Genomic DNA, 22,611 nt, shown 5'->3' with positions numbered 1-22,611 from the left:
CCCTTTCGCATGTTCCACCCCTATGTATCCAGGAAGAAGCAGCCACAGTGTCTGACCCGAACCTGAACGAGGCGATCGAGCCCGTCGAGTCCGTTGAGGACGAGCTCGACATCGTCGAGGCGGCGGACGCCGAGGAGCCGGACCAGGCCGAGGCTGCCGACATCGCCGCGGGCGAGCCCGCCGAGGAAGCGGCCGTCGAGGTCGAGACCGGCGACGAGAACGCCGAGATCGCCGACGAGACCGACGCCGAAGAGGCCGACGCCGTCGAGGCTGACACCGAGGCCACCGCGGACGACGCCGAGGTCACCGACGACGCCGACCAGGCCACCGACGACGCTGACGAGGCCGAGGCCGAGGACGTCGTCGAGGAGCCGGTCGACCCGGTCACCGCCCTCCGTGACGAGCTGCGCGGCCTGCCCGGCGAGTGGTACGTGATCCACACCTACGCGGGTTACGAGAAGCGCGTGAAGGCCAACCTCGAACAGCGTGCCGTCTCGCTGAACGTCGAGGAGTTCATCTACCAGGCCGAGGTTCCCGAAGAGGAAATCGTCCAGATCAAGAACGGCGAGCGCAAGAACGTCCGGCAGAACAAGCTGCCCGGTTACGTTCTCGTCCGCATGGATCTGACGAACGAGTCCTGGGGCGTCGTCCGCAACACCCCCGGCGTCACCGGCTTCGTGGGCAACGCCTACGACCCGTACCCGCTGACCCTGGACGAGATCGTCAAGATGCTCGCCCCGGAGGCCGAGGAGAAGGCCGCCCGTGAGGCCGCCGAGGCCGAGGGCAAGCCCGCTCCGTCCCGCAAGGTCGAGGTCCAGGTCCTGGACTTCGAGGTCGGCGACTCGGTCACCGTCACCGACGGCCCGTTCGCGACGCTGCAGGCCACGATCAACGAGATCAACGCCGACTCGAAGAAGGTCAAGGGCCTCGTCGAGATCTTCGGCCGCGAGACTCCGGTCGAGCTCAGCTTCGACCAGATCCAGAAGAACTAGTACCGACCAGCACCTTCTGGACACACGCTTCCGAACAGGTCAGATGGGCTCCCAAAAGCCTGTCTGACCTGCTCGGTTTTTAGCTGCGCATGGATACCCGTTATCTTTGTGCGGTATGCCTCCATCCGGATGATCCGGACGATCATTCACCAGGATGGTGGCTGAACACTCTCACTAAGACCCGGAGAGAGAGCACATGCCTCCCAAGAAGAAGAAGGTCACGGGGCTCATCAAGCTCCAGATCCAGGCCGGCGCTGCCAACCCGGCCCCGCCGGTCGGCCCCGCGCTGGGCCAGCACGGCGTCAACATCATGGAGTTCTGCAAGGCCTACAACGCCGCGACCGAGTCGCAGCGCGGCTGGGTCATCCCGGTGGAGATCACGGTCTACGAGGACCGCTCCTTCACCTTCATCACCAAGACCCCGCCGGCCGCGAAGATGATCCTCAAGGCCGCTGGTGTCGAGAAGGGCTCCGGCGAGCCCCACAAGACCAAGGTCGCGAAGATCACCGACGCGCAGGTCCGTGAGATCGCCACGACGAAGATGCCCGACCTCAACGCCAACGACCTGGACGCCGCGTCCAAGATCATCGCTGGCACCGCCCGCTCCATGGGCATCACGGTCGAGGGCTGACCTCACCCCCGTAGGCAACACCGTGGAAGGGCCTGCTCGGCCCGCACCACGACTCCTCTAGAACTCAGGAGCAGTAAGTGAGCAAGCGCAGCAAGACTCTCCGCGCTGCGGACGCCAAGATCGACGCGGACAAGCTCTACGCCCCGCTCGAGGCCGTTCGTCTCGCCAAGGAGACCTCCACGTCGAAGTTCGACGGCACCGTCGAGGTCGCCTTCCGCCTGGGCGTTGACCCGCGCAAGGCCGACCAGATGGTCCGTGGCACCGTGAACCTCCCGCACGGCACCGGCAAGACCGCCCGGGTCCTGGTCTTCGCGACCGGTGACCGTGCTGCGGCCGCGGAAGCCGCGGGCGCCGACATCGTCGGCTCCGACGAACTGATCGCGGAGATCGCCAAGGGCAACCGCCTGAACGAGTTCGACGCCGTCGTCGCCACCCCGGACCTCATGGGCAAGGTCGGCCGCCTCGGCCGCGTGCTCGGCCCCCGTGGTCTCATGCCGAACCCGAAGACCGGCACCGTGACGCCGGACGTGGTCAAGGCCGTGAACGAGATCAAGGGCGGCAAGATCGAGTTCCGCGTCGACAAGCACTCGAACCTGCACTTCATCATCGGCAAGGCGTCCTTCGACGACACCCAGCTGGTGGAGAACTACGGCGCGGCCCTGGAGGAGATCCTCCGTCTGAAGCCGTCCGCCGCCAAGGGTCGCTACATCAAGAAGGCCGCGATCAGCACCACGATCGGCCCCGGCGTTCCGGTTGACCCCAACCGCACCCGCAACCTCCTCACCGAGGAGGACCCGGCAGCTGTCTGACCGGGCGGTTGAGCTGCACAAGCTCACCTGAAGTCGGCGACGGGCCCCGCACCTTCCCAGGTGCGGGGCCCGTTCCTCATTTCCGCTCCGTACGGGCTCGGCCCTGCGCTAGCGTCGCCGTGACCGACCGGGGGAGCGGATGGCGACAGTGGCGTACGTACGACAGATCCTGGGCGTGACGGCGGCGTGCGCGCTGCTCGCGGCCTGTGGCGGACAGCCGACCAGGGACCAGGGCGCCGTCGACGCGCTGCGCACCGCCCAGCGGAGGGTCGACGCGGCGGGGTCGGCGCGCGTCGAGGCGACGATGGACACCGGCGACCGGCTCGCCTCGACCAGCGCGGGCACGCTCAGCTGGTCCGACGGCGTCGAGGGCACGCTCGCCGTCCGGATCACCGGCGGTGAACTGGCGGCGTCCACCCGCAGACTGGGCGGCGACCCGTCCCAGACGCGCTTTCTGCCGGACGCCTACTACACCCGGATGTCCGACGTCTTCGCCGCGGGCCAGGGCGGCCGGCACTGGATCCGCCACCCGTACGACCCCGGCAGCGACCTCACCCCGGGCGACTGCCTGAAGGCGCTCGCCGCCGCGAAGGACGTGCGCAGGGTGGGCGAGGAGACCGTGCGGGGCGCCCGCGCCGGCCACTACCGGGGCACGTCCGGCGGGCAGCGCATCGACGTCTGGATCGACGCCCGCCACCTTCTGGTGCGACGCACCCAGCGCGCGGGCGACTTCACGAGCACCGTGCACTACCGCGACTACGGGGCGTCCGCCACCGCCGAGCGCCCGCCCGCGCACGACATCATCGACTTCGAGGACGTGACGAGCGAGGGGTAATGCCCGGGCCGTTGTCGGGGCCGTCGGTTATCGTGCGATCAGTACAGGTGTTCCTAGGGGTGGGATTGAGATGACTGTTGTCGTACGACGTGTGCTCGGCGCTGCTGCCGCGACCGCACTGCTGTGTACCGGGGCCGTGGCCTGCGGAGGCGAATCGGACAAGGCCGGGGAGCCGGCGCCCCAGTCCCGTTCGCAGATGACGAAGGCGCTGACGGCCGCGTACAAGAAGACCGCCGAGGCCAAGTCCGCCAAGGTCGAGATGGTCATGAAGACGCCCGCCGCGCTCGGTGGCGGCGGCACCATGAAGATGTCCGGCACGATGGGCTGGGACCCGACCGTCATGGATATGACGATGACCGGCTCCGCGCTCACCGCCGCCGATCCGGACGCCCCGAAGAACGTCCGCATGGTCTGGCAGGACAATGCGATGTACATGGACATGGGCGCGGCCGCCGCCAAGGAGATGGACGGCAAGCGCTGGATGAAGATGGACCTGGGCGCCATGGCGAAGCAGTCCGGCGACGAGAAGCTCACGCGCCAGATGACCGGCAGCCTGGACAGCATGAACCAGGACCCGGCGCAGCAGATCGCGCTGCTCCTCGACTCGCCGAACCTCAAGCACGTCGGCTCCGCCGAGGTCGACGGCGCGCGGACCCAGCACTACAAGGGCAAGCTGACGGTCGACGAGATGATGGCGAAGAACGACTCGCTGCGGCTCCTCAGCGCGTCCGAGCGCAGCCAGCTGCTGAAGAACGTCAAGAAGGCCGGCATCAAGGACTACGACACCGAGCTGTGGGTCAACGAGGACGACCTGCCGGTCCGGATGGACGTCACCATGGACAGCTCCCAGGGCGCCGTCGACATGTCGATGAAGTACTCGGAGTACGGGTCCGCGGTGAAGGTCGAGACGCCGCCCGCAGGCCAGACCTTCGACTTCATGGAGATGCTGAAGGAGATCGGTGCGGCGGCCGGGTCCGGCACCGGCTCGGACGCGACCGATTCCGGTCTGGACAGCGGCGTCTGAGCGGATTTGCCTGACGTCGCTCCCTTCACGTAACCTTCCACAGAAGCCAAAGACCGCTGGTCGTTGCCGTGCCCTCGTCAGGGAGTGCGGTGGCCGAAGGATCCGCTGAATTTGCGGACGACCCGCGCAGGTGTCCGTGGAAGTGCTCCCGGTTCCGTATGGAATCCGGTCGAGCTCACGCCCCGTGCGCCTGCGCCGGGGCGTTTCGTTTTCCCAGCCTCCTTTTGAGCGGTCCTCATCACCCGGAAGGAGGCCGACGCTCTATGCCGACGCCCGACAAGGCTGCCGCGGTAGCCGAGCTCACGGACAAGTTCCGCAGCTCGAACGCCGCCGTGCTGACCGAGTACCGGGGTCTCACCGTGGCCCAGCTCAAGCAGCTGCGCCGTTCCCTCGGTGAGAACTCCGAGTACGCCGTGGTGAAGAACACGCTGACCAAGATCGCGGCCAACGAGGCCGGGATCGACACGCTGGACGACCTTTTCACGGGTCCGACGGCGGTTGCCTTCGTCACCGGTGACCCGGTGGTGTCGGCGAAGGGTCTTCGTGACTTCGCCAAGGACAACCCCAACCTCGTCATCAAGGGCGGTGTCCTTGACGGCAAGGCGCTGTCCGCCGACGAGATCAAGAAGCTCGCGGACCTCGAGTCCCGCGAGGTTCTGCTCAGCAAGCTGGCCGGTGCCTTCAAGGGTAAGCAGACGCAGACTGCTCAGCTCTTCCAGGCGCTGCCCTCGAAGTTCGTCCGCACCGCGGAGGCGCTTCGTGCCAAGCAGGCCGAGCAGGGCGGTGCCGAGTAACTCGGCTCGCGTCATGACCCTCGCCGCATAGGCGAAAGGTCGTAGCGGGCCGTCCGTACGCCCGCCTCACATGTACATCGGCACCAGCCGAATTAGTGGAAGGATCGCCCATCATGGCGAAGCTCAGCCAGGAAGACCTGCTCGCCCAGTTCGAGGAGATGACCCTCATCGAGCTCTCCGAGTTCGTGAAGGCCTTCGAGGAGAAGTTCGACGTCACCGCCGCCGCGGCCGTCGCCGTCGCCGGCCCCGCGGGCCCGGGCGCCCCGGCCGAGGCCGCCGAGGAGCAGGACGAGTTCGACGTCATCCTCACGGGTGCCGGCGAGAAGAAGATCCAGGTCATCAAGGTCGTGCGTGAGCTGACCTCGCTGGGCCTGAAGGAGGCCAAGGACCTCGTCGACGGCACCCCGAAGCCCGTCCTCGAGAAGGTCGCCAAGGAGGCCGCCGAGAAGGCTGCCGAGTCCCTCAAGGCCGCCGGCGCCTCCGTCGAGGTCAAGTGACTTCGCGAGTCTGCTGACTCCCGCTCGGTGAAACAGCCTCTCCGGGGGCTGTAACGCCGACGCGCCGAAGGGCGATCACCCAACTGGGTGGTCGCCCTTCGGCGTTCACTGGCTCGCGCCCCGAGGGTGCCTTGCACTGTCGGTCGCGCGGAGTATGGTGATCTTCGTTGTGCCCAGGCCCTCCTGTTCGGCCAGGAGAGGGCCTTGACGAACCGCACGTAGCGCGCAATTCTCAGGACGCGTCGTCACATCGATCCGGATCCGAGGCATGGATCGGCGACGAAGAGGGCAGTAAAGAGGTGCGCTCAGCGCACAAGGCATGCCGCAAACGGTGAACGGTTGAGAACAACGAGGGTGTCAAGAAACCCGCACTGGACATCAGTGAGCCTTCTGGCTACACTGTCCCTTTGCGCTGCCTGTTAGCTGCTCCCTGCCCGTCACCAGGGGCATGCCCTCGCTTGAGCACAGTGGACTGAATCAGCCCTGACCTGGCCCTACGGCCAAGCCGGGGGAGGCTCTGTCCCTCTGCCTCGCCGGGGACCGGTACGCGCGTAGTGAGTCCGAGCCCTCGGAAGGACCCCCTCTTGGCCGCCTCGCGCAACGCCTCGACCGCGAATACGAACAACGGCGCCAGCACCGCCCCGCTGCGCATCTCCTTTGCAAAGATCAAGGAGCCCCTCGAGGTTCCGAACCTTCTTGCGCTGCAGACCGAAAGCTTCGACTGGCTGCTCGGCAATGACGCGTGGAAGGCTCGTGTCGAGGCGGCTCTCGAAAGCGGACAGAACGTCCCCACCAAGTCAGGTCTGGAGGAGATCTTCGAGGAGATCTCCCCGATCGAGGACTTCTCCGGGTCGATGTCTCTGACCTTCCGCGACCACCGCTTCGAGCCTCCCAAGAACTCGATCGACGAGTGCAAGGAGCGCGACTTCACGTTCGCCGCCCCGCTCTTCGTCACCGCCGAGTTCACCAACAACGAGACCGGCGAGATCAAGTCCCAGACGGTCTTCATGGGCGACTTCCCGCTCATGACCAACAAGGGCACCTTCGTCATCAACGGCACCGAGCGTGTCGTGGTGTCGCAGCTGGTCCGTTCGCCGGGTGTCTACTTCGACTCCTCCATCGACAAGACGTCCGACAAGGACATCTTCTCGGCCAAGGTCATCCCCTCGCGTGGTGCCTGGCTGGAGATGGAGATCGACAAGCGCGACATGGTCGGTGTGCGCATCGACCGCAAGCGCAAGCAGTCCGTCACCGTCCTGCTCAAGGCTCTCGGTTGGACGACCGAGCAGATCCTGGAGGAGTTCGGCGAGTACGAGTCCATGCGCGCCACCCTGGAGAAGGACCACACCCAGGGCCAGGACGACGCGCTGCTCGACATCTACCGCAAGCTCCGCCCGGGCGAGCCGCCCACGCGCGAGGCCGCTCAGACGCTGCTCGAGAACCTCTACTTCAACCCGAAGCGCTACGACCTCGCGAAGGTCGGCCGCTACAAGGTGAACAAGAAGCTCGGCGCGGACGAGCCGCTGGACGCCGGTGTGCTCACCACCGACGACATCATCGCCACGATCAAGTACCTGGTGAAGCTGCACGCCGGTGAGGTGGAGACGGTCGGCGAGTCCGGTCGTTCGATCATCGTCGAGACCGACGACATCGACCACTTCGGCAACCGCCGTATCCGTAACGTCGGCGAGCTCATCCAGAACCAGGTCCGTACGGGTCTCGCCCGTATGGAGCGCGTCGTGCGTGAGCGCATGACGACCCAGGACGTCGAGGCGATCACGCCGCAGACCCTGATCAACATTCGCCCGGTCGTGGCGTCGATCAAGGAGTTCTTCGGTACGTCGCAGCTGTCCCAGTTCATGGACCAGAACAACCCGCTCTCGGGCCTGACGCACAAGCGTCGTCTCAACGCCCTGGGCCCGGGTGGTCTCTCCCGTGAGCGGGCCGGCTTCGAGGTCCGTGACGTTCACCCGTCGCACTACGGCCGCATGTGCCCGATCGAGACGCCCGAAGGCCCGAACATCGGTCTGATCGGTTCGCTCGCCTCGTACGGCCGGATCAACGCGTTCGGCTTCATCGAGACGCCGTACCGCAAGGTCACCGCGGGTGTCGTCGGCGACGAGGTGGACTACCTCACCGCCGACGAAGAGGACCGGTTCGTCATCGCCCAGGCCAACGCGCCGCTGAGCGACGAGTTCCGCTTCGAGGAGGCCCGCGTCCTGGTCCGCCGTCGTGGCGGAGAGGTCGACTACGTCCCCGGGGACGACGTCGACTACATGGACGTCTCGCCGCGCCAGATGGTGTCGGTCGCGACCGCCATGATCCCGTTCCTCGAGCACGACGACGCCAACCGTGCCCTCATGGGCGCGAACATGATGCGTCAGGCCGTCCCGCTCATCAAGAGCGAGGCGCCGCTCGTCGGCACCGGCATGGAGTACCGCTGCGCCACCGACGCCGGTGACGTGCTCAAGGCGGAGAAGGACGGTGTGGTCCAGGAGGTCTCCGCGGACTACATCACCACCGCCAACGACGACGGCACGTACACCACGTACCGCCTGCACAAGTTCTCCCGCTCGAACCAGGGCACCTCGGTCAACCAGAAGGTTGTCGTGGACGAGGGCGCCCGCGTGATCGAGGGCCAGGTCCTGGCCGACGGTCCCGCCACCGAGAACGGCGAGATGGCGCTCGGCAAGAACCTGCTCGTCGCGTTCATGCCGTGGGAGGGTCACAACTACGAGGACGCGATCATCCTGTCGCAGCGCCTCGTGCAGGACGACGTCCTCTCCTCGATCCACATCGAGGAGCACGAGGTCGACGCCCGTGACACCAAGCTCGGCCCGGAGGAGATCACCCGGGACATCCCGAACGTCTCCGAGGAGGTCCTCGCCGACCTCGACGAGCGCGGCATCATCCGTATCGGTGCCGAGGTCGTCGCCGGCGACATCCTCGTCGGCAAGGTCACGCCCAAGGGCGAGACCGAGCTGACGCCGGAGGAGCGCCTGCTCCGCGCGATCTTCGGTGAGAAGGCGCGCGAGGTGCGCGACACCTCGCTGAAGGTGCCGCACGGTGAGATCGGCAAGGTCATCGGCGTCCGCGTCTTCGACCGTGAAGAGGGCGACGAGCTGCCGCCGGGCGTGAACCAGCTGGTTCGTGTCTACGTGGCGCAGAAGCGCAAGATCACGGACGGTGACAAGCTCGCCGGTCGTCACGGCAACAAGGGTGTCATCTCCAAGATCCTTCCGATCGAGGACATGCCCTTCCTTGAGGACGGCACGCCGGTCGACATCATCCTGAACCCGCTGGGTGTCCCGTCCCGAATGAACCCGGGACAGGTCCTGGAGATCCACCTCGGCTGGCTCGCCAGCCGCGGCTGGGACGTCTCAGGGCTCGCGGACGACTGGGCGCAGCGCCTCCAGGCCATCGAGGCCGACAAGGTCGAGCCCGGCACGAACGTCGCCACCCCCGTCTTCGACGGTGCGCGTGAGGACGAGCTGGCCGGCCTGCTGAACCACACGATCCCGAACCGCGACGGCGAGCGCATGGTGCTCCCGACCGGTAAGGCGCCGCTGTTCGACGGCCGCTCCGGCGAGCCGTTCCCGGAGCCGATCTCGGTCGGCTACATGTACATCCTCAAGCTCCACCACCTGGTCGACGACAAGCTCCACGCCCGGTCGACCGGTCCGTACTCGATGATCACCCAGCAGCCGCTGGGTGGTAAGGCCCAGTTCGGTGGCCAGCGCTTCGGTGAGATGGAGGTGTGGGCGCTGGAGGCGTACGGCGCCGCTTACGCCCTCCAGGAGCTGCTGACGATCAAGTCCGACGACGTGACCGGCCGCGTGAAGGTCTACGAGGCCATCGTCAAGGGCGAGAACATCCCCGAGCCCGGCATTCCTGAGTCCTTCAAGGTGCTCATCAAGGAAATGCAGTCTCTGTGCCTCAACGTGGAGGTGCTGTCCTCGGACGGCATGTCCATCGAGATGCGCGACACCGACGAGGACGTCTTCCGCGCAGCGGAGGAGCTCGGCATCGACCTGTCCCGGCGCGAGCCGAGCAGCGTCGAAGAGGTCTGACGGGAGTCCGGCCGGGGGCTTTTCACGAGCCCCCGGCCGACCCCGGGACCCCCGTTTCAGACCACAGACTTACAACCCTGAGAGGGATTGACGCATAGTGCTCGACGTCAACTTCTTCGATGAGCTCCGGATCGGTCTGGCCACCGCTGACGACATCCGTCAGTGGAGCCACGGCGAGGTCAAGAAGCCCGAGACCATCAACTACCGCACGCTCAAGCCGGAAAAGGACGGGCTCTTCTGCGAGAAGATCTTCGGCCCCACCCGGGACTGGGAGTGCTACTGCGGCAAGTACAAGCGTGTCCGCTTCAAGGGCATCATCTGCGAGCGCTGTGGCGTCGAGGTCACCCGCGCCAAGGTGCGCCGTGAGCGGATGGGCCACATCGAGCTCGCCGCTCCCGTCACGCACATCTGGTACTTCAAGGGCGTCCCGTCGCGTCTGGGCTACCTGCTCGACCTCGCCCCGAAGGACCTCGAGAAGGTCATCTACTTCGCCGCGTACATGATCACGTACGTGGACGAGGAGCGCCGTACCCGCGACCTGCCCTCCCTCGAGGCGCACGTCCAGGTCGAGCGTCAGCAGGTCGAGAACCGTCGCGACTCCGACCTGGAGGCCCGCGCCAAGAAGCTCGAGACCGACCTGGCCGAGCTCGAGGCCGAGGGTGCCAAGGCCGATGTGCGCCGCAAGGTGCGCGAAGGTGCCGAGCGCGAGATGAAGCAGCTGCGCGACCGTGCGCAGCGCGAGATCGACCGTCTGGACGAGGTCTGGTCGCGCTTCAAGAACCTCAAGGTCCAGGACCTCGAGGGCGACGAGCTGCTCTACCGCGAGCTGCGTGACCGCTTCGGCACGTACTTCGACGGTTCGATGGGTGCCGCGGCGCTGCAGAAGCGCCTGGAGTCCTTCGACCTCGACGAGGAGGCCGAGCGCCTCCGCGAGATCATCCGTACCGGCAAGGGCCAGAAGAAGACCCGTGCGCTCAAGCGCCTCAAGGTCGTCTCCGCGTTCCTGCAGACCAGCAACAGCCCCAAGGGCATGGTGCTCGACTGCGTGCCGGTCATCCCGCCGGACCTGCGTCCGATGGTGCAGCTGGACGGTGGCCGCTTCGCGACCTCCGACCTGAACGACCTGTACCGCCGCGTGATCAACCGCAACAACCGCCTGAAGCGGCTTCTCGACCTCGGCGCGCCCGAGATCATCGTGAACAACGAGAAGCGCATGCTCCAGGAGGCCGTGGACGCCCTCTTCGACAACGGTCGTCGTGGTCGCCCGGTGACCGGTCCCGGTAACCGCCCGCTGAAGTCCCTGAGCGACATGCTCAAGGGCAAGCAGGGTCGTTTCCGTCAGAACCTTCTCGGTAAGCGCGTGGACTACTCCGCGCGTTCCGTGATCGTCGTCGGTCCGCAGCTGAAGCTGCACCAGTGTGGTCTGCCCAAGGCCATGGCGCTGGAGCTCTTCAAGCCGTTCGTGATGAAGCGCCTGGTCGACCTGAACCACGCGCAGAACATCAAGTCGGCGAAGCGCATGGTCGAGCGCGGCCGCACGGTCGTGTACGACGTCCTGGAAGAGGTCATCGCCGAGCACCCGGTTCTGCTGAACCGTGCGCCGACGCTGCACCGCCTCGGCATCCAGGCCTTCGAGCCGCAGCTGGTCGAGGGCAAGGCCATCCAGATCCACCCGCTCGTCTGCACCGCGTTCAACGCGGACTTCGACGGTGACCAGATGGCCGTGCACCTGCCGCTCTCCGCGGAGGCGCAGGCCGAGGCCCGCATCCTGATGCTGTCCTCCAACAACATCCTGAAGCCCGCCGACGGCCGTCCGGTGACGATGCCGACCCAGGACATGGTCCTCGGTCTGTTCTTCCTCACCACCGACGGCGAGCTGCGCGACACCAAGGGCGAGGGCCGTTCGTTCGGTTCCACGGCCGAGGCGATCATGGCGTTCGACGCCGGTGATCTCGCGCTGCAGTCGCAGGTCGACATCCGCTTCCCGGTGGGCACCATCCCGCCGCGTGGCTGGACCCCGCCGGTCGCCGAGGAAGGCGAGCCCGAGTACCAGGCGGGCGACAGCTTCCGGCTGCGTACGTCCCTGGGCCGCGCGCTCTTCAACGAGCTGCTGCCCGAGGACTACCCGTTCGTCGACTACTCGGTGGGCAAGAAGCAGCTCTCCGAGATCGTCAACGACCTGGCCGAGCGCTACCCCAAGGTCATCGTGGCGGCGACGCTCGACAACCTGAAGGCGGCCGGCTTCCACTGGGCGACCCGTTCCGGCGTCACCGTGGCCATCTCCGACATCGTCGTCCCTGACGCGAAGGTCGAGATCGTCAAGGGTTACGAGGCCCAGGACGAGAAGGTCCAGAAGCAGTACGAGCGCGGTCTCATCACGAAGGAAGAGCGCACTCAGGAGCTCATCGCGATCTGGACCAAGGCGACCAACGAGGTTGCCGAGGCGATGAACGCGAACTTCCCGAAGACCAACCCCATCTTCATGATGGTTGACTCGGGTGCCCGAGGAAACATGATGCAGATGCGTCAGATCGCCGGTATGCGTGGTCTGGTGTCGAACGCCAAGAACGAGACGATCCCGCGCCCCATCAAGGCCTCCTTCCGTGAAGGCCTGTCGGTGCTCGAGTACTTCATCTCGACCCACGGTGCTCGTAAGGGTCTGGCGGACACCGCTCTGCGTACCGCCGACTCGGGTTACCTCACCCGTCGTCTGGTCGACGTCTCGCAGGACGTCATCATTCGCGAGGAGGACTGCGGCACCGACCGCGGTCTGCGCCTCAAGATCGCCGAGCGTGGCGCCGACGGCGTCCTGCGCAAGACGGACGACGTCGAGACGAGCGTCTACGCCCGCATGCTGGCCGAGGACATCGTCGTGGACGGCAAGGTCATCGCGCCGGCCAACGTCGACCTCGGTGACGTGCTCATCGACCAGCTGGTCCTGCACGGCGTCGAGGAGGTCAAGACCCGTTCGGTCCTGACCTGTGAGTCGGCCGTCGGTACCTGTGCCTTCTGCTACGGCCGTTCGCTGGCCACCGGCAAGCTGGTCGACATCGGTGAGGCGGTCGGCATCATCGCCGCCCAGTCCATCGGTGAGCCCGGTACCCAGCTGACGATGCGTACCTTCCACACCGGTGGTGTGGCCGGTGACGACATCACCCAGGGTCTGCCCCGTGTCGTCGAGCTCTTCGAGGCTCGTACGCCGAAGGGTGTCGCCCCGATCTCCGAGTCCGCGGGCCGTGTCCGCATCGAGGAGACCGAGAAGACCAAGAAGCTCGTCGTCACCCCCGACGACGGCAGCGACGAGATCCCGTTCCCGATCTCGAAGCGTGCTCGTCTGCTGGTGGGCGAGGGCGACCGCGTCGAGGTGGGCCAGAAGCTCACCGTGGGTGCCACCAACCCGCACGACGTGCTGCGCATTCTGGGCCAGCGTGCCGTCCAGGTCCACCTGGTCGGCGAGGTCCAGAAGGTCTACAACTCGCAGGGTGTGTCGATCCACGACAAGCACATCGAGATCATCATCCGGCAGATGCTGCGCCGTGTGACGATCATCGAGTCCGGCGACGCGGAGCTGCTGCCGGGCGAGCTCGTCGAGCGCTCGAAGTTCGAGACCGAGAACCGTCGTGTGGTCACCGAGGGCGGTCACCCCGCCTCTGGCCGTCCGCAGCTGATGGGTATCACCAAGGCCTCGCTGGCGACGGAATCCTGGCTGTCGGCCGCCTCCTTCCAGGAGACGACCCGAGTGCTGACGGACGCGGCGATCAACGCCAAGTCCGACAGCCTCATCGGCCTCAAGGAGAACGTCATCATCGGTAAGCTCATCCCGGCCGGTACGGGTCTGTCCCGCTACCGCAACATCCGGGTGGAGCCCACCGAGGAGGCCAAGGCCGCGATGTACTCGGCCGTCGGCTACGACGACATCGACTACTCGCCGTTCGGCACCGGTTCCGGCCAGGCCGTTCCGCTGGAGGACTACGACTACGGTCCGTACAACCAGTAGGCGAGCAGCTGCTTGAACCGCAGGGCGGTCACACCGGAGCGTTCCGGGGTGGCCGCCCTGCGGCGCGTTGACGCATGATGGAGGGCACAAAGTGTCCGGGTCCCGGGGGAGTGGTCTCGTGTCGAATTCGTCGTGGCAGCCGGCGCCCTGGCCGCCGCAGCACAGCCACCAGCCGTCGATGCTGGCCGCGCACGCGGACCGGGAGCGGGCGGTGGACGTGCTGCGGGCCGGGTTCGCCGAGGGGCGGATGCCGCAGGGGGAGTACGAGAACCGGGTCGAGCGGGCCTACCAGGCGCGCACCGTGGGCGAGCTGAGTGCGCTGGTCGCGGATCTGCCGCAGGGGCCCGTACCGCAGCAGTCCTTCCCGGCGGCCCCCGTGCCGCGGACGTTCCTGCCGGCGCCGCCGCTCCCCGCCCCGACCAATGGCAAGGCCATCGGGGCACTGGTGTGCGGGGTCTCCACCTTCTTCTCGGCGGGGCTGACCGGGATTCCCGCGGTGATCCTGGGCCATATGTCCCGCGGCGAGATCAGGCGGAGCGGGGAGCAGGGCGACGGGATGGCCGTGGCCGGGATCGTTCTCGGGTGGCTCTCGGTCGTCGGCTGGGTGTTGTTCCTCACCCTCGTGATGGTGGCCGCGAGCTCGGGGGGCGCCTGAGCTGCGTCCGGCGTGTCCTGGCTGCGGGGTATTTGTTTTGACCGCAGCGTATGAGATAGGTACGCTCAGACCTTGTGCCTGGGGTGTGCCTGGGCTCGTGTGCGTGTCCTCAACCGCACGGCGAGTCCCGATCGATTGATTCTCATTGATTGATCAAGGTCACCGCAATCTGCCGCCTTCCCGCTCTTCGCGGGGGTCTGCAGTATTCGACACACCCGACCGCGTGGGTCGGAGGGCGTTCCAGGTTAGCTTTACTATTCGGCACACAGAAACCGGAGAAGTAGTGCCTACGATCCAGCAGCTGGTCCGGAAGGGCCGGCAGGACAAGGTCGAGAAGAACAAGACGCCCGCGCTCGAGGGTTCGCCCCAGCGCCGTGGCGTCTGCACGCGTGTGTTCACGACCACCCCGAAGAAGCCGAACTCGGCCCTCCGTAAGGTCGCGCGTGTGCGTCTGACCTCGGGCATCGAGGTCACGGCCTACATTCCGGGTGAGGGACACAACCTGCAGGAGCACTCCATCGTGCTCGTGCGTGGCGGCCGTGTGAAGGACCTGCCCGGTGTTCGTTACAAGATCATCCGCGGTTCGCTCGACACCCAGGGTGTCAAGAACCGCAAGCAGGCCCGCAGCCGCTACGGCGCCAAGAAGGAGAAGTAAGAATGCCTCGTAAGGGCCCCGCCCCGAAGCGCCCGGTCATCATCGACCCGGTCTACGGTTCTCCTCTGGTGACCTCCCTCATCAACAAGGTGCTGCTGAACGGTAAGCGCTCCACCGCCGAGCGCATCGTGTACGGCGCCATGGAGGGTCTGCGTGAGAAGTCGGGCAACGACCCGGTCATCACGCTGAAGCGCGCGCTGGAGAACATCAAGCCGACCCTCGAGGTCAAGTCCCGCCGTGTCGGTGGCGCCACCTACCAGGTGCCGATCGAGGTCAAGCCCGGTCGCGCCAACACCCTCGCGCTCCGCTGGCTCGTCGGCTACTCGCGTGCCCGTCGCGAGAAGACGATGACCGAGCGTCTGACGAACGAGCTGCTCGACGCCTCGAACGGCCTCGGCGCGGCCGTCAAGAAGCGCGAGGACACGCACAAGATGGCCGAGTCCAACAAGGCCTTCGCGCACTACCGCTGGTAGTCGCTACCCACATCGAGACCGAGAGAAGACTGAAGCCTTATGGCTACCACTTCACTTGACCTTGCCAAGGTCCGCAACATCGGGATCATGGCGCACATCGACGCGGGCAAGACGACGACGACCGAGCGGATCCTGTTCTACACCGGTGTCTCGTACAAGATCGGTGAGGTCCACGACGGCGCTGCCACGATGGACTGGATGGAGCAGGAGCAGGAGCGTGGTATCACCATCACCTCCGCTGCGACCACCTGTCACTGGCCGCTCGAGAACGACGACTACACGATCAACATCATCGACACCCCGGGGCACGTCGACTTCACCGTCGAGGTGGAGCGCTCCCTGCGTGTCCTCGATGGTGCTGTGACGGTGTTCGACGGCGTCGCCGGCGTTGAGCCGCAGTCCGAGACGGTGTGGCGTCAGGCCGACCGTTACGGCGTGCCGCGCATCTGCTTCGTGAACAAGCTGGACCGTACGGGTGCCGAGTTCCACCGCTGCGTCGACATGATCGTCGACCGCCTCGGTGCGACCCCGCTCGTCATGCAGCTGCCCATCGGTGCGGAGGCCGACTTCCAGGGCGTCGTCGACCTCGTCACGATGAAGGCGTTCGTCTGGTCGGCCGAGGCCGCCAAGGGCGAGGCGTACGACATCGTCGACATCCCCGCCACGCACGTCGAGGCTGCCGAGGAGTACCGCGGCAAGCTGCTCGAGGCCGTCGCGGAGAACGACGAGGAGATGATGGAGCTGTTCCTGGAGGGCACCGAGCCCACCGTGGAGCAGCTGTACGCCGCCGTGCGTCGCATCACCATCGCCTCGGGCAAGGGCGGCGACACCACCGTCACCCCCGTGTTCTGCGGCACCGCGTTCAAGAACAAGGGCGTTCAGCCCCTGCTCGACGCCGTCGTGCGCTACCTGCCGACCCCGCTCGACGTCGAGGCCATCGAGGGCCACGACGTGAAGGACCCCGAGCTGGTCGTCAAGCGCAGGCCGTCGGACGACGAGCCGCTGGCCGCTCTGGCCTTCAAGATCATGAGCGACCCGCACCTCGGCAAGCTCACCTTCGTCCGGGTCTACTCGGGCCGCCTGGAGTCCGGCACCGCGGTGCTGAACCCCGTCAAGGGCAAGAAGGAGCGCATCGGCAAGATCTACCGTATGCACGCGAACAAGCGTGAGGAGATCGAGTCGGTGGGCGCCGGTGACATCGTCGCCGTCATGGGTCTGAAGCAGACCACCACGGGCGAGACGCTCTGTGACGACAAGCAGCAGGTCATCCTGGAGTCCATGGACTTCCCGGCGCCTGTCATCCAGGTCGCCATCGAGCCGAAGTCCAAGGGTGACCAGGAGAAGCTGGGTGTCGCCATCCAGCGTCTCTCGGAGGAGGACCCCTCCTTCCAGGTTCACTCGGACGAGGAGACCGGCCAGACCATCATCGGTGGTATGGGCGAGCTTCACCTCGAGGTGCTCGTCGACCGCATGAAGCGCGAATTCCGCGTCGAGGCGAACGTCGGCAAGCCCCAGGTCGCGTACCGCGAGACGATCCGTCGGGCCGTCGAGCGCGTGGACTACACCCACAAGAAGCAGACCGGTGGTACCGGTCAGTTCGCCAAGGTGCAGATCGCGATCGAGCCCATCGAGGGCGGCGAGGCCTCGTACGAGTTCGTGAACAAGGTCACCGGTGGCCGTATCCCGCGGGAGTACATCCCGTCGGTGGACGCCGGTGCTCAGGAGGCCATGCAGTTCGGCATCCTGGCCGGCTACGAGATGACGGGCGTCCGCGTCACGCTTCTCGACGGTGCCTACCACGAGGTCGACTCCTCGGAGCTGGCCTTCAAGATCGCCGGTTCGCAGGCCTTCAAGGAGGCCGCGCGTCAGGCGAAGCCCGTACTGCTCGAGCCGATGATGGCCGTCGAGGTCACCACGCCCGAGGACTACATGGGTGACGTCATCGGTGACATCAACTCCCGCCGTGGCCAGATCCAGGCCATGGAGGAGCGCAGCGGCGCTCGCGTCGTGAAGGGCCTCGTGCCCCTCTCGGAGATGTTCGGCTATGTCGGAGACCTCCGTAGCAAGACGTCGGGTCGCGCAAGCTACTCAATGCAGTTCGACTCCTACGCCGAGGTTCCGCGGAACGTCGCCGAGGAGATCATCGCGAAGGCCAAGGGCGAGTAACTCACCCGAGTTCACGCTTTAGGCTTGACTCCGGAGCCTCTCGGGGCATTTCCCGGCAACCGTCGTGAAATGCCCCGGGGCCCGGGCTTTCCAGCAAAGATCACCTGGCGCCGATGAAGCAAGGCGTACAGAACCACTCCGCAGGAGGATTCAGTGGCGAAGGCAAAGTTCGAGCGGACTAAGCCGCACGTCAACATCGGCACCATCGGTCACATCGACCACGGTAAGACGACCCTCACGGCCGCCATTACCAAGGTGCTGCACGACGCGTACCCGGACCTGAACGAGGCCTCGGCCTTCGACCAGATCGACAAGGCTCCCGAGGAGCGCCAGCGCGGTATCACGATCTCGATCGCGCACGTCGAGTACCAGACGGAGACGCGTCACTACGCGCACGTCGACTGCCCCGGTCACGCGGACTACATCAAGAACATGATCACGGGTGCCGCGCAGATGGACGGCGCCATCCTCGTGGTCGCCGCCACCGACGGCCCGATGCCGCAGACCAAGGAGCACGTGCTCCTGGCCCGCCAGGTCGGCGTCCCGTACATCGTCGTCGCCCTGAACAAGGCCGACATGGTGGACGACGAGGAGATCCTGGAGCTCGTCGAGCTCGAGGTCCGTGAGCTCCTCTCCGAGTACGAGTTCCCGGGCGACGACCTTCCGGTCGTCAAGGTCTCGGCTCTGAAGGCGCTTGAGGGCGACAAGGAGTGGGGCAACTCGGTCCTCGAGCTCATGAAGGCCGTGGACGAGAACATCCCGCAGCCCGAGCGTGACGTCGACAAGCCGTTCCTCATGCCGATCGAGGACGTCTTCACGATCACCGGTCGCGGTACGGTCGTCACCGGCCGTATCGAGCGTGGTGTCCTCAAGGTCAACGAGACCGTTGACATCGTGGGCATCAAGCAGGAGAAGACCACCACCACGGTCACCGGCATCGAGATGTTCCGCAAGCTGCTCGACGAGGGCCAGGCCGGTGAGAACGTCGGTCTGCTCCTCCGTGGCATCAAGCGCGAGGACGTCGAGCGCGGCCAGGTCATCATCAAGCCGGGTTCGGTCACGCCGCACACCGAGTTCGAGGCGCAGGCGTACATCCTGTCGAAGGACGAGGGTGGCCGTCACACCCCCTTCTTCAACAACTACCGCCCGCAGTTCTACTTCCGTACCACGGACGTGACCGGCGTCGTGACCCTCCCCGAGGGCACCGAGATGGTCATGCCGGGTGACAACACTGAGATGACCGTTGCGCTCATCCAGCCCGTCGCCATGGAAGAGGGCCTGAAGTTCGCCATCCGTGAGGGTGGCCGGACCGTCGGCGCCGGCCAGGTCACCAAGATCAACAAGTAAGTCCGCTTACCTGTTGAGTCCCTTCGGGGCTTGATGCCTGGTAGCTCCCGCGAGCTCTGAAAGGGCCCGTACGACTTCGGTCGTACGGGCCCTTTTCGTGTGCGGTTCCCGCGGAGTCACGCCGCGGTCTGCGTCGGCCGCCACAGCCACGGCCGGGCGTCAGGGGAGAGCCCCGCGACGGTCGGACCGTGCCGGTCCGCGACCAGTGCCGGGCCCGCCAGGGTGGCCGGGGCGACGGTCGGGCGGGTGATGCGGCCGTCGTGCAGGAGCTGGACGCGGCCGGTGGTGTCGAGGCCGAGGAGGTAGCCGCCCGCGGCCGTCACCGGGCCGTAGCCGGGGAAGCGCACGTCCGGGCCGCCGGGGGAGAGCAGGCGGTCGGAGGCCGGCGGGCGGAAGTAGAGGCGGCCGCCCGCCGCGGCTATCGCGTCCGCGGGGGCGGGCAGGCCGGGAAGCGGCTCCGCTCCCTGTGGCGTCCAGTGGTGGACGGTGTGGCGGCCCGGAGCGTAGACGTGCACCTGCCGGTCGTCGCCGACCACGGCGGTCAGGCCGTCCTGGACGGGCCCGCCGCCGAGGTCGCGCCAGGCGGACCAGGTGCCGGAGGTGGCGCGCACGCGGGTGCTGACGCCCTGGTCCGCGTTGCGTACGAAGAGGTGGACGCGGCCGTCGGGGGCGGTGACCGTCACCGGGACGCCGATGCGGCGGCCGCGGTCGGGGTCGGTCTCCGGGTTGCCGAGGCTGGTCCAGGAGCCGTACGCGCGCGGCCCGCGCTGTTCCAGGACCACGATCTCCCGGAGCTCGGTGGCGCCCCTGCCCTCGACCGCGGCGAGGCGCAGCCCGCAGACGAGGTGGCGGCCGCCGGGGAGCGTGGCGCTGGTGAGCACCGGGGCGAGCGGGCCGCCGCCGAGGTCGACCGGGGCGCCGAACGCGCCGTTCTGCTCGTCGTAGCGGACCGCGCGCAGGCCCAGGACGCCGTACGCGGTGAGCGCGCCGTCGGTGTTCTGCATGAGGGCGAGGCGCGGGCCGGGGTAGCGGTAATGGGTGGCGCGGACCCAGCCCTTGCGGTTGGTCAGGGGGCGGTCGCCGCCGACGTTGTAGTCGCCGCAGCCCGACGGGTTGCCGCACTGCCAGTCGGGCGCGGCGCCGTACGGGACCAGGTGCGCGGCCTTCTCGTCCAGGACCCGCGGCGGGAGGTTCTTCGGCCAGTGGTGGTTGTAGTAGCCGCGGAAGGCGGTGGCGAGGAAGGCGGGCGGGCCGCCCCTGGCCGTCCGCGCCCAGCGGATCAGCGCGGCCCAGCTGAAGGAGGCGACCGCGGTGTGGTCGGCGTGGTCGGAGTAGCCGATCTGCTCGCTGTCGCGGATCTGGGTGATCCGGTCGCTCAGCTGGATGTCGGGGTCGGGGTCGAGGGTCTGCACGAGGGTCGGCCGGTAGCGCTCGAAGAGCTCCACGAGGACGTCGATCAGCGACTCGTAGTCGTACGTCTGGACCGTGCGCAGCGGTGAGCCCTCCGGGACGAGGGTGCGCAGCAGCAGGCCGCGGTCGCGCCAGAGGGCGGGCAGGCCCATGTGTCCGGCCGGGGTGTGCATCGCGAGGTCGAGGTGGATCAGCTCGACGCGGCGGCCCCGGTGTTCGAGGGAGTCGACCTCGGCCCGGAACCCGTTGCGCAGGCGCAGGACGCTGTTGTCCCAGCGGGTGAAGACGGGCAGCCCGAGCTGGGTGGCGTAGGACTGGCGCAGGCCCTGGTGGCGGGCGGCGGAGTAGGCCGCTTTGTTGGGGGCGGGGGTGCGGTCGGTCGGCGTCTTGTTCATGCCGTTGGCCTCGCCGGCCGTGACGTAGACGCAGACGAGCGGGGTTCCGGCGGCGAGCGAGTGCTGCGTGTCCGGGTTCATGAAGTACAGGTCGTCGTCGGGGTGGGCGAGGACCTGGAGCAGCAGCGCGCGCTCGGCCTGGGCGGCGGCGCGGCCGGTCGCGGGCGAGGGGGCGGTGGTGTGCGGCGGGGGAGCGGGGGTCGCGCGGGAGCAGGAGCTGAGCGATCCGGCGGCGGCGAGGGCGGCGCCGGTGGCGAGGAGTCCGCGGCGGGAGATCCCCGGGTCGAACCCCTGGAACTTTCTACGCTCAAGGGGCTTTTCGGACCCGGGTATCGCAGGTCGGTTCCGCACGGTGACGCTCACTCCGTCCGCTGGCGAGGCAGCGGTGGGTGGTGCGCTCGCCTCTGTTCAGGTGTTCAGGTGTTCAGGTGTCTCACCTGGCTAGAGGGGCGGGCGGGGTGTCGGGTTCCATGCGTATACATGTTCTGTTCATCCGGACGGGGTGTCATCCGGACCGGGTCGTCAGCCGGACGGGGTGGGTCGTCATCCGGGTGGGGTCGCCGTCGTCAGCGGTACCGGATCACGTGCAGAGCCCGTACGCCCGTCTCGTCCAGCGCGACCGGGTCGTCGGACGAGTTGTCGAAGAGGAGGACGCCCGTCTCGGTGGTCAGGGCCGTCACGAGCTGGCCCACCGCCTCCCGGCCCCGCCCGTCCGTGCGGCGGACCCAGATCAGCGCGCGTGAGCCCACGGGGAAGGCCGAGATCTCCGCCGTCGCCGACTGCCACTGCTGGTGGTCGGAGGTCGACAGGACCGGCCCGAGCTCGGCCAGCGTCGGCTCGAACCAGTACGCGCGGCCGGGGGCCGGAGGGGCCGGGAACGCGCCGGTGCCGGGCGTGCCCCCCTGGTCCCAGTGGGCGAGCCAGGCCCACGGCGCGGAGTTCGGGACGTGGAAGGGGGCGGTCGCGTCCTTGGGCACGACGACCGTCGCGTCCAGCAGGGTCTCCTGCCAGCGGCCGGTACGCAGATGGCGCCGGGTGTCGCAGGAGAACACCCAGCCGCGCCGCGTCTCGTCACCGGGGCCGGGCTCGACGAGTTCCACCTCGGCGCCGTACGCGCCCCCCAGCCACTGCCGCGCCTTGTCCCGGGCGGCCTCGAAGTCCGGCGCCGCCCGCTCCCAGGGCGCCCGGGAGACCCCCGGAGCCGCGCGTACGAGGACCAGCTCGCGCACGTTCTCGGTGTCCAGGCGGGCCAGCGAGGAGGTGAGTCCGTCGAGGAAGACGACCCGACCCTTGTTGTTGTGGGCGTAGAGGAGCTGCCCCGTCACCTCGTGACCTGCGGCCTCGCGGCGCACCCACACCACGCCCCGGGTGTCGGGCCCCGGCTCGGCGATCGCCTTGACGGCCTCGTCCCAGCTGCCCACCGGCACCGGTTCGAACCCCGGGAAGTAGCGCCGCAGCAGCCGGTCCCACCAGCCCGGCGCTTCGTCGGACGGCTGCCACGGCAGCGGCGTCGACGGCCCGCCGTCGATCATCGCGTGCAGCGTGACGAGGCAGCCGCGGGCGTTGATCCGGCGCGGCTGGTTCGCCGCACGGGCGACGGCCTCGTCCTGCGACGCCGCGGGCGCGAGGTCGGCGAACGGGGCGCTCGGGGCCGGGTGGAAGGGGCTGCTGCCGTCCTTGGGCACGACCACAGAGGCCGCGAGCATGGGGGTGCCCGGGTAGCCGGGCTGGGGCAGGGTGCGGCAGGGCAGGAGCCAGGCGGTGGCGGACTCGTGCACGGGGTGGGGGGCGGCGAGCTCCACGAGGCCGCGGTAGGTGTGGTGGAGCCAGGTCGCGGCCCGCTCGGCAGGGCTTGTCACAC

The 22,611-nt window shown here is 67.5% G+C and carries 16 protein-coding genes; 14 read left to right on the top strand and 2 right to left on the bottom strand.

Translation table 11 applies throughout. The features are described from left to right. The first annotated feature begins 47 nt into the window (after positions 1-47). The 14 genes from nusG (at position 48) to tuf (ending at position 18,945) form a co-directional block, all read left to right on the top strand. Entirely contained in the window at positions 48-992 is a 945-nt protein-coding gene (nusG, locus tag ACZ45E_RS18180) for a transcription termination/antitermination protein NusG (protein WP_468221861.1), read from the top strand. Positions 993-1,188: 196 nt separating this feature from the next. Continuing rightward, positions 1,189-1,623, top strand: coding sequence for a 50S ribosomal protein L11 (rplK, locus tag ACZ45E_RS18175; RefSeq protein WP_324772778.1), 435 nt, complete (start codon positions 1,189-1,191; stop codon positions 1,621-1,623). Positions 1,624-1,700: 77 nt separating this feature from the next. Then, a complete protein-coding gene (gene rplA, locus ACZ45E_RS18170; protein WP_468221860.1) occupies positions 1,701-2,432 on the top strand; it encodes a 50S ribosomal protein L1 in 732 nt (243 codons plus the stop codon). A 139-nt stretch (positions 2,433-2,571) separates the two neighbouring features. Then, positions 2,572-3,267, top strand: a complete 696-nt coding sequence (locus tag ACZ45E_RS18165) for an SCO4651 family lipoprotein (protein WP_468221859.1) — start codon at positions 2,572-2,574, stop codon at positions 3,265-3,267. A gap of 70 nt (positions 3,268-3,337) precedes the next feature. Continuing rightward, a complete protein-coding gene (locus tag ACZ45E_RS18160) occupies positions 3,338-4,291 on the top strand; it encodes an SCO4651 family lipoprotein (RefSeq protein ID WP_468221858.1) in 954 nt (317 codons plus the stop codon). Between the two features lie 263 nt (positions 4,292-4,554). After that, positions 4,555-5,085 carry a 50S ribosomal protein L10 gene (gene rplJ / locus ACZ45E_RS18155; RefSeq protein WP_468221857.1) on the top strand — a complete coding sequence of 177 codons (531 nt, stop codon included), beginning with the start codon at positions 4,555-4,557 and terminating at the stop codon, positions 5,083-5,085. 113 nt (positions 5,086-5,198) lie between these two features. Beyond that, complete coding sequence (gene rplL / locus ACZ45E_RS18150; protein ID WP_398206654.1) at positions 5,199-5,582, top strand: 50S ribosomal protein L7/L12; 384 nt, start codon at positions 5,199-5,201, stop codon at positions 5,580-5,582. 584 nt (positions 5,583-6,166) lie between these two features. Continuing rightward, positions 6,167-9,652: a DNA-directed RNA polymerase subunit beta gene (rpoB, locus tag ACZ45E_RS18145; protein WP_468221855.1), complete on the top strand. Its 3,486-nt coding sequence runs from the start codon at positions 6,167-6,169 to the stop codon at positions 9,650-9,652. Positions 9,653-9,749: 97 nt separating this feature from the next. Next, on the top strand, positions 9,750-13,649 hold the full coding sequence (locus tag ACZ45E_RS18140) for a DNA-directed RNA polymerase subunit beta' (protein ID WP_468221854.1): 3,900 nt from the start codon (positions 9,750-9,752) through the stop codon (positions 13,647-13,649). Positions 13,650-13,827: 178 nt separating this feature from the next. After that, positions 13,828-14,304, top strand: coding sequence for a DUF1707 and DUF4190 domain-containing protein (locus tag ACZ45E_RS18135; RefSeq protein ID WP_468221952.1), 477 nt, complete (start codon positions 13,828-13,830; stop codon positions 14,302-14,304). 283 nt (positions 14,305-14,587) lie between these two features. Next, positions 14,588-14,959: a 30S ribosomal protein S12 gene (gene rpsL / locus ACZ45E_RS18130; RefSeq protein WP_003948652.1), complete on the top strand. Its 372-nt coding sequence runs from the start codon at positions 14,588-14,590 to the stop codon at positions 14,957-14,959. A gap of 2 nt (positions 14,960-14,961) precedes the next feature. Then, a complete protein-coding gene (rpsG, locus tag ACZ45E_RS18125) occupies positions 14,962-15,432 on the top strand; it encodes a 30S ribosomal protein S7 (protein ID WP_119286186.1) in 471 nt (156 codons plus the stop codon). Between the two features lie 39 nt (positions 15,433-15,471). Beyond that, positions 15,472-17,598: an elongation factor G gene (gene fusA / locus ACZ45E_RS18120; protein WP_468221852.1), complete on the top strand. Its 2,127-nt coding sequence runs from the start codon at positions 15,472-15,474 to the stop codon at positions 17,596-17,598. Positions 17,599-17,751: 153 nt separating this feature from the next. Next, a complete protein-coding gene (gene tuf, locus ACZ45E_RS18115; protein WP_468221851.1) occupies positions 17,752-18,945 on the top strand; it encodes an elongation factor Tu in 1,194 nt (397 codons plus the stop codon). Between the two features lie 116 nt (positions 18,946-19,061). On the opposite strand, the gene ACZ45E_RS18110 is transcribed toward tuf, so the two are convergent. Both ACZ45E_RS18110 and ACZ45E_RS18105 read right to left on the bottom strand, forming a co-directional pair. Further along, positions 19,062-21,101: a PIG-L family deacetylase gene (locus ACZ45E_RS18110; RefSeq protein ID WP_468221850.1), complete on the bottom strand. Its 2,040-nt coding sequence runs from the start codon at positions 21,099-21,101 to the stop codon at positions 19,062-19,064. Positions 21,102-21,316: 215 nt separating this feature from the next. After that, on the bottom strand, positions 21,317-22,609 hold the full coding sequence (locus ACZ45E_RS18105; protein WP_468221849.1) for a YrhB domain-containing protein: 1,293 nt from the start codon (positions 22,607-22,609) through the stop codon (positions 21,317-21,319). Positions 22,610-22,611: the final 2 nt, after the last annotated feature.

The organism is Streptomyces sp. NPDC030991, assembly GCF_055571235.1.
The sequence above is the reverse complement of the archived record's forward strand: the minus strand, read 5'-3'. Positions and strand labels throughout refer to the sequence as shown.

Bases quoted from the DNA above. Each gene is read 5' to 3' on its own strand.
- rplK (WP_324772778.1), top strand. From the start codon at position 1,189: ATGCCTCCCAAGAAGAAGAAGGTCACGGGGCTCATCAAGCTCCAGATC.
- ACZ45E_RS18165 (WP_468221859.1), top strand. From the start codon at position 2,572: ATGGCGACAGTGGCGTACGTACGACAGATCCTGGGCGTGACGGCGGCG.
- ACZ45E_RS18135 (WP_468221952.1), top strand. From the start codon at position 13,828: ATGCTGGCCGCGCACGCGGACCGGGAGCGGGCGGTGGACGTGCTGCGG.
- rplJ (WP_468221857.1), top strand. From the start codon at position 4,555: ATGCCGACGCCCGACAAGGCTGCCGCGGTAGCCGAGCTCACGGACAAG.
- ACZ45E_RS18160 (WP_468221858.1), top strand. From the start codon at position 3,338: ATGACTGTTGTCGTACGACGTGTGCTCGGCGCTGCTGCCGCGACCGCA.
- rpsG (WP_119286186.1), top strand. From the start codon at position 14,962: ATGCCTCGTAAGGGCCCCGCCCCGAAGCGCCCGGTCATCATCGACCCG.
- rplL (WP_398206654.1), top strand. From the start codon at position 5,199: ATGGCGAAGCTCAGCCAGGAAGACCTGCTCGCCCAGTTCGAGGAGATG.
- fusA (WP_468221852.1), top strand. From the start codon at position 15,472: ATGGCTACCACTTCACTTGACCTTGCCAAGGTCCGCAACATCGGGATC.